Raw genomic sequence first — 6,859 nt, 5'->3', positions numbered from 1 at the left:
TTCTTGCCAGCAGCAGGCACATCGTCGACATGCTCCTGCCGAACCAACGTCGTCCGCTGCGTCTTGCCGCGAACCGCCGGCACCGGGTTGGAAATCAGCTGATCCCCGGCCTTCAATGGCACATCCGGAATCACCGTGATCGGCGTCGCTGCGCTCCTCAGCAACAACGGTTTGGCCGCCTCGACATGGCCCTGCACACGAGATTTCCCAAATTGCCTGGCCACCTGTTTGAACCACTGGCGCGCACGACGAGACTTGATGCCGTCCAGGACCTTGGCGCTCATGCCGATCGCCACGCCCATCGCACCGGTGGCGAGGGCCAGCAGCAGGTTGATCAGCACTTCGGCGCTGATTTCCCCGAGCAATTCATTCATGTACGGCGGCGGCATCATCCGCATCCAACTGACCAATACCGACAAGTAAATGAACAGCAGCGGCTCATCGCTGAGCACCAAAATGCCTTTTGCGAGGATTTCGGCGCTGAGGTTCAGGAGCTTTTCGAGTTCGGCGCGGGACAGGTAATGCAGCAGCTTCTCGGCATTGGCAAGCGGGTCCATAAGCCACTGAAGCAGCTGCTTGAGGGAATCCCAGAGTTCATACAGCGCATTGCCAAATCCCCGGGCGTAGGCTCGGTGCAGCATCAGGTAGCGCTTGAGGAAATTGGCCTCGGAGTAGTCCGCCCACAGCGGTGCAAACGTGGCGTCCCACTCGCTGCGCAGCCAGCCCTCCAGCGGCCCGATGACCGACTGATAGGAGGCATACAGCGCCTTGAAATGCTCTTGGGAGACGTTGGGGTAGAAACTGATGCGGTACTGCTGGTTACGATCGCACTCGGTAACTTCCAGAATGCCGCTGGGCCCGATGGTTTTATGGATGGGCGCCCCCAGCGGGCCGCCGTGTGGGTCGATACGCTGCAACATCACGGGCGTATTGCCGATGGGCACGAACCTCGAACTCTGGAACATGTGCACCAGGGTCAATGTGCCGTTGGCCTGGCACGCGGCGACGGTACTGCTGGGAAGGATCGAGCGGTTGATCGGCGTGACAAGCGCCACCTCACGGCCGACCTTGAATACCTGCTCGACATCCAGCGCCGAAGAGCTGAGGACGCTTTGCGCCAAGGTTTCGTAGGAATTGAGGCAGCGCCTGAAGTCGCTGAGCACGGCTTCGACGTCACGCGTCTTGGCATCCATGGCCGTCAGCAGCAGGAGGCCGATGGTTTGGCTGGTGGCGTTGATCAAGGCGCACCCACCAAAACGGCGGGGCTATCGAAAAAAAACATCTGCAATCCCTCGCACTGTGTGATCAGGCGAGGGACTTTGCAGCGGTTTTTAAGTGATATCTGTAGTGCTTATCCGGCAGTCAGGTGGGATGTTTCAGCGGCAGTTGTCTTCTCCCGGCCCAGCACCAGGCTGCAGAGTGCCGGCAGGAACAGCAGCGTCAACACCGTGCCTACCAGCACCCCACCAATCAGCACATACGCCAGGGACGACCAGAACACCGACAGCGTCAGTGGAATGAACGCCAGTGCCGCCGCCAGTGCCGTCAATATCACGGGCCGCGCACGGCGCACGGTGGCTTCGATGATCGCCTCGCGGATCGGCATGCCATGGTCCTGGTTCTGACGAATCTGGTCGGTAAAGATCAGCGTGTTGCGCATCAGGATCCCGCCGATCCCGATCAGCCCCAGGATTGCGTTAAACCCGAACGGCTGGTTGAACAGCAGCAAAGTCGGCACCGCGCCGATCAAGCCCAGAGGGGCAGTGGCGAAGACCATGAACATCACGCCAAACGAGCGCACCTGGAACATGATCACCGTGAGGGTCAGCAGGATCATGATCGGGAACAGCGCCGCGAGCGCGACGTTGGCCTTGGCGCTTTCTTCTACCGGGCCACCGATGTCGATCTGATAACCGGCAGGCAGCTGCGCGATCAGCGGCTGCAGGTCTTTGTACACGGCCATTTCCACGTCGGGCGGCTGCACGCCGTCGATGATGTCGGCACGTACTTCCACGGTGGTCGCGCGGTTGCGGCGCTTGAGGATCGGTTCTTCCATCACCGCCTGGAAATGCCCGACCTGGGCCAGCGGCACCGAAGTGCCCGCGCTGTTGGTCAGGGTCATGTTGTTGAGATTGCCGAGGTTCTCGCGCTGGTTGCCCTGGGCGCGGGCGACCACCGACACCGTGCGGTTGCCTTCGCGCACCTCGGTGATCGGGTTGCCGCTGAGCAAGGCGTTGAGCTGGGATTTGACCTCGTTCGGCGTGAAGCCGAGCAGGCGCAGGCGGTCCTGATCGAGGATCAGGCGATAGCCGCTGGTGCGCTCGCCCCAATCGAGGAACGCGTCCTTGGTCAGCTTATTCGCGGCGACGACCTTGCGCACCTGCTCAGACACCCCGCGCAGAACATCCAGATTCGGACCGCTGACGCGAAACACCACCGGGAACGGCACCGGCGGACCGAACAGCAGTTGCGTCACGCGCACCCGTGCCGCTGGAAACTCACCTGCGGCAATCCGCTCTCGCATGCGCAATTTCAGTGCGTCGCGGGCGTGGGAATCCGGGGTCTGCACGATCAGTTTGGCAAACGCCGGGTCCGGCAGTTCGGGGTTCAGCGAGAGGAAAAAGCGTGGCGCGCCGCCGCCCACGTAGGTGTCCACCAGGTGGGTCTGCGGCTCTTGCAGCAGCGCTTTTTCCAGCTGCGCGGCCACCGCCTCGGTGCTCTTGAAGGCACTGCCGGGCGGCATGTACACCTCAAGAATCAACTCGGACCGATCAGAGTTGGGGAAGAACTGCTTCTTCACCACGCCCATGCCCAGCACGCACAACACAAACGCCGCCACCACCAGTCCCGTCACCAGCCAGCGCCGCTGCACGCAGGTTTGCACCAGGTTGCGCAGTTTCTGGTAGTAACGCCCGGCATAAATCGCGTCGTGGCCGCCGGGTACCGGCTTGATCTGCGGCAGCAACTTCACCCCCAGGTACGGCGTGAACACCACCGCCACCAGCCACGACGAAATCAGCGCGAAGCCGACGATCCAGAAAATATTGCCGGCATATTCCCCGGCGCCGGAACGCGCGAAGCCCACGGGCAGGAAGCCGATGATGGTCACCAGCGTGCCGGTCAGCATTGGCGCGGCTGTCGAGCTCCAGGCGAAGGTGGCCGCGTGGATGCGGTCGAAGCCTTCTTCGAGTTTCACCACCATCATCTCGATGGCGATGATCGCGTCATCCACCAGCAACCCGAGGGAAATGATCAGCGCGCCGAGGGTAATACGGTCGAACTCGCGCCCGGTGAGCAGCATGATCACAAACACCACCGACAAGGTCAGGGGCACCGCAGCGGCCACCACCAGGCCGACGCGAAAGCCCAGCGCCAACAGGCTGATCACCATGACCACCGCCAGGGCGACGAAGAATTTCAGCATGAATTCGTTCACCGCCAGGCTGATGTTTTTTGCCTGGTCGGAGACTTTGGCGAAGTTCACGCCGAGCGGCAGGTCCGCCTGGATTCTGGCTTCCTCGGCCTTGAGGCTCTTGTCCAATTCCAGGCCGTTCCAGTGTTTCTCCATGATCACGCCGAGCATCAGCGCCGGGTCGCCCTGGTGGCGGATGCGGTAACTGGGCGGGTCCTCATAGCCGCGGCTGACGCTGGCCACGTCGGCGATGCGCAGCACGCGGCCGTTGACTTCCAGGGGCACGTTTTCGATCAGCGCCAGGCTGTCGAACGCGCCGTCGATACGGATATAGGCACGCGCACCGGCGGTTTCCACAAAGCCCGACGGTGCCACGGCATTTTGCGCGGCGAGGGCGGCGAAGATCTGGTCCGGCTTGATGCCCAGGGTCGCCAGGCGTTCGTAGGAGAACTCGACAAAGATCCGCTGGGCCTGCTCGCCGAGGATATTGACCTTCTTCACGCCTGGCAGGTTGAGCAGGCCCTGGCGCAGGTCTTCGGCCATCTGCACCTGTTGCCGATGGGGCAGGTGCTCGGCTTCCAGGGCGTAGAGGGCAAAGTACACATCGGAATATTCATCGTTGAAAAACGGCCCGATCACGCCCTTGGGCAGTTTCGCCGCTTCATCGCTGAGCTTTTTGCGCGTCTGGTAGAACAGGTCCTGGATTTCGCTGGGGCGCGTGGACTCCTTGTAGGTCATGCGCATCGACACAAAACCCGGCTGGGCAATGGTCTCGACGCGGTCGTAGTAGTCGAGTTCCTGCAGGCGTTTTTCCAGGCGGTCAGCGACTTGCTCCTGCATTTCCTGGGCCGTGGCGCCGGGCCAGGCGGCGGTGATGGTCATGACCTTGACGGTAAACGACGGGTCTTCGGCGCGCCCCAGTTTGCCGAACGAGAAGATCCCGGCGGCGAGGATCGCAATGATCAGAAACAGCGTGACCGCACGGTGCTTGACCGCCAGTTCGGAGAGGTTGATCCCGCGCATGCTCAGTGGTCCTGTTTGCGGTTGAGGGCCAATACCTGGGCGGGCAGCAGGCGCACGGCGTCGCCGCTGTGCAGCAGGTGCGCGCCGAGGGCGACGATGGTTTGGCCGGGGGCCACGCCGCTGTCGAGCAGGGCATCCTCCTGGCCGAGGCTGGCGACTTTCACCGGGGCGAAGCTGACCTTGTCATCAGCGCCGATCAGCCACACGCCAGTGCCTTGCCCTGCATCTTGCAGTGCGCCGATCGGCACGCGGGTTTGCTGGGCCTGGCCGTCGCCTTGCAGCCGCACGGTGATGGTCGAGCCGAGGGCAAAGCGGTCGACAGCGCCGTGCAGCACATAGCGGGCACGGTAGGTACGGGTCACGGGGTCGGCGCTGGCCGAGAGTTCGCGCAAGGTGGCGGTCACCGCCTGGTCGGGGGCGCCGAACGGGAAGGCCAGGGCTTTCTGCGAGGCCAGGTCGCGCTGGTTTTCCGGGAGATTGACGATGGCTTCGCGCGCGCCGTCATGGGCCAGGCGCGCGACGATTTGCCCTTCGGCGACCACTTGGCCGCGATCTACCCGCACGTCGGTGATGATGCCGTCCCCGTCAGCCTTGAGCACGGAGTAGGTGCGGCGGTTTTCAATCTGGCTGGCATCGGATTGCGCCGCGGCCAATTCGGCTTCGGCGACACGCAGGTTGGTGGCCGACTGGTCGAAGATCTGCCGCGACACCGCGCCGGTATTGGCCAGGCGCTGGTAGCGGTTTTCATCATCGCGGCGCTGGCGCAGTTGCGCCTGGGCGGCATTCACGCGGTTTTTGGCCGAGCGCAGGGCCAGCTCGAAGTCGCCGATGTCCAGCACCAGCAGGGTATCGCCCCGGGACACGTGCTGGCCGGGGTCGACCTTGCGCTCGATGACCTTGCCGCTGACGCGGAAACCCAGGTCACTCTCGGTACGCGCCGCGACCACGCCGGTGTAGGCGTTCTGCTGCGTACCGGCAGCCTCGACCTTGGCGGCGAGAACCGGGCGCGGTGGGGGCACCTCGGCGGCGGTGTCGGCTTTGCTGTTGCAGCCGCTGATGACGATCATCAGGGCCAGGGGCGTGAGAAGACGCAGGGGGAGAGGGTACATGGCGGGCTCCGGGGAAAACCTGTGGGGAAAAAATTATGGACATAATTTTTTACTCATATTATGGTCGAAATATAAATTAATCCAGCCCCCGGATATTCCCCATGGCAAACGCCCCGGCACCCTCGCGAAGCCTGCTGTTTTTACTGGTGGCCCTGACGGCCCTGGGTGAAGTCTCGACCCAATTGATCATCCCCGGCCTGGGTGTGATCGAGCAGGCATTGGTCGCACCGCCGGGTTCGGCGTTGATGGCGCTGTCGGCGTTTGTCGCCGCATTCGGCCTGGGCCAACTGGTGTTCGGGCCGCTGTCAGACCGCATCGGCCGCCGTCCTGTGCTGATCGGCGGGCTGGTGCTGTATGTGCTGGCAACCTTGTCGATGCTGCTGGTCAGCGACATCCAGCAATTTATCGCGGCCCGCGTGGTGCAGGGCCTTGGCGCCTGCGCTGCACTGGTATTGGCGCGCACGGTGGTGCGTGACGTGTGGAAGGCCGAAGCGGGGCCGGCCCTGGCGCTGACCATGATCGGCATGCTCTACGCCATTGTGGTGGCGCCGATGGTCGGCGGCCTGCTGATCAAACTGCTGGGCTGGCACGCACCGATCCTGCTGGCGCTGGTGATTGGCAGCGTGGTGTTGCTGCTGGCCCTGGTGTTTTTTCGCGAAAGCAACCACTACCTTGACCCCAAGGCCGGCCATTGGCGCACCCTCGGCGGGCAGTACCTGGATTTGCTCAAGGGCCGCCAGTACCGCGCGTTCGCCGTGGCCCTGGCGTGCACCTATGGCGCCATGTTTGCGGTGATCGCCGGGTCGTCAGCGGTGTTTATCAACCTGCTCGGCTTCAGCAGCCTGGAGTACGGCATCAATTTCGGCCTGATCGTGTCGATGCTGATCGTCGGCTCCACTTATACGCGGCGAAACATCCTGCGCCTGGGACCGCAGCGGATTGTAGCGATGGGCGTGACGCTGGTGGCCATTGGCGGTATCGCGGCCATGGGCATTTATGCGGCGTTCGGCCTGTCTGTGCTGGGGCTGGATATTCCGATTGCCCTGGTGACCCTCGGCGGTGGCCTGGTACTGCCCGGTGCGGTCACCGGCGGGGTGATGCCCAACGCGCACCGCGCCGGCTTGGCCGCGGGGCTGATGGGCTTTGCGCAGATGTTCGGCGCGACCGGCAGCGGCCTTTTGCTGAGCCACTGGCGCGACGGCAGTGCCACGCCGATGATCATCATCCAGGCGTGTTTTGCGTTGACGGCATTTGTGGCTTTCCACTTGCTGCGCCAACGTCCGGTCAAGGGATTGTCCTATACATAGGACGTTCA

At 63.2% G+C, this 6,859-nt stretch carries 3 protein-coding genes and 1 pseudogene; 1 reads left to right on the top strand and 3 read right to left on the bottom strand.

The annotated features are described in order from the left end of the window. The 3 genes and pseudogenes from BBG20_RS29795 to BBG20_RS29785 form a co-directional block, all read right to left on the bottom strand. Window positions 1-1,193: pseudogene (locus BBG20_RS29795) on the bottom strand (type IV secretion protein Rhs); the annotation flags it as partial. 158 nt (window positions 1,194-1,351) lie between these two features. After that, the gene (locus tag BBG20_RS29790; RefSeq protein WP_065909914.1) at window positions 1,352-4,435 is read right to left on the bottom strand and encodes an efflux RND transporter permease subunit; all 3,084 of its coding nucleotides are present in this window, start codon (window positions 4,433-4,435) and stop codon (window positions 1,352-1,354) included. Between the two features lie 2 nt (window positions 4,436-4,437). Continuing rightward, window positions 4,438-5,544: an efflux RND transporter periplasmic adaptor subunit gene (locus tag BBG20_RS29785; RefSeq protein ID WP_065909912.1), complete on the bottom strand. Its 1,107-nt coding sequence runs from the start codon at window positions 5,542-5,544 to the stop codon at window positions 4,438-4,440. A 101-nt stretch (window positions 5,545-5,645) separates the two neighbouring features. Here BBG20_RS29785 and BBG20_RS29780 point away from each other — a divergent pair, with 101 nt between their 5' ends. Then, entirely contained in the window at window positions 5,646-6,851 is a 1,206-nt protein-coding gene (locus tag BBG20_RS29780) for a multidrug effflux MFS transporter (RefSeq protein ID WP_065909910.1), read from the top strand. Window positions 6,852-6,859: the final 8 nt, after the last annotated feature.

This window comes from Pseudomonas aylmerensis (genome assembly GCF_001702265.1).
GTDB lineage: Bacteria > Pseudomonadota > Gammaproteobacteria > Pseudomonadales > Pseudomonadaceae > Aquipseudomonas > Aquipseudomonas aylmerensis.
Note: the sequence above shows the minus strand (reverse complement) of the source record. Positions and strands in the feature narration are given on the sequence as shown.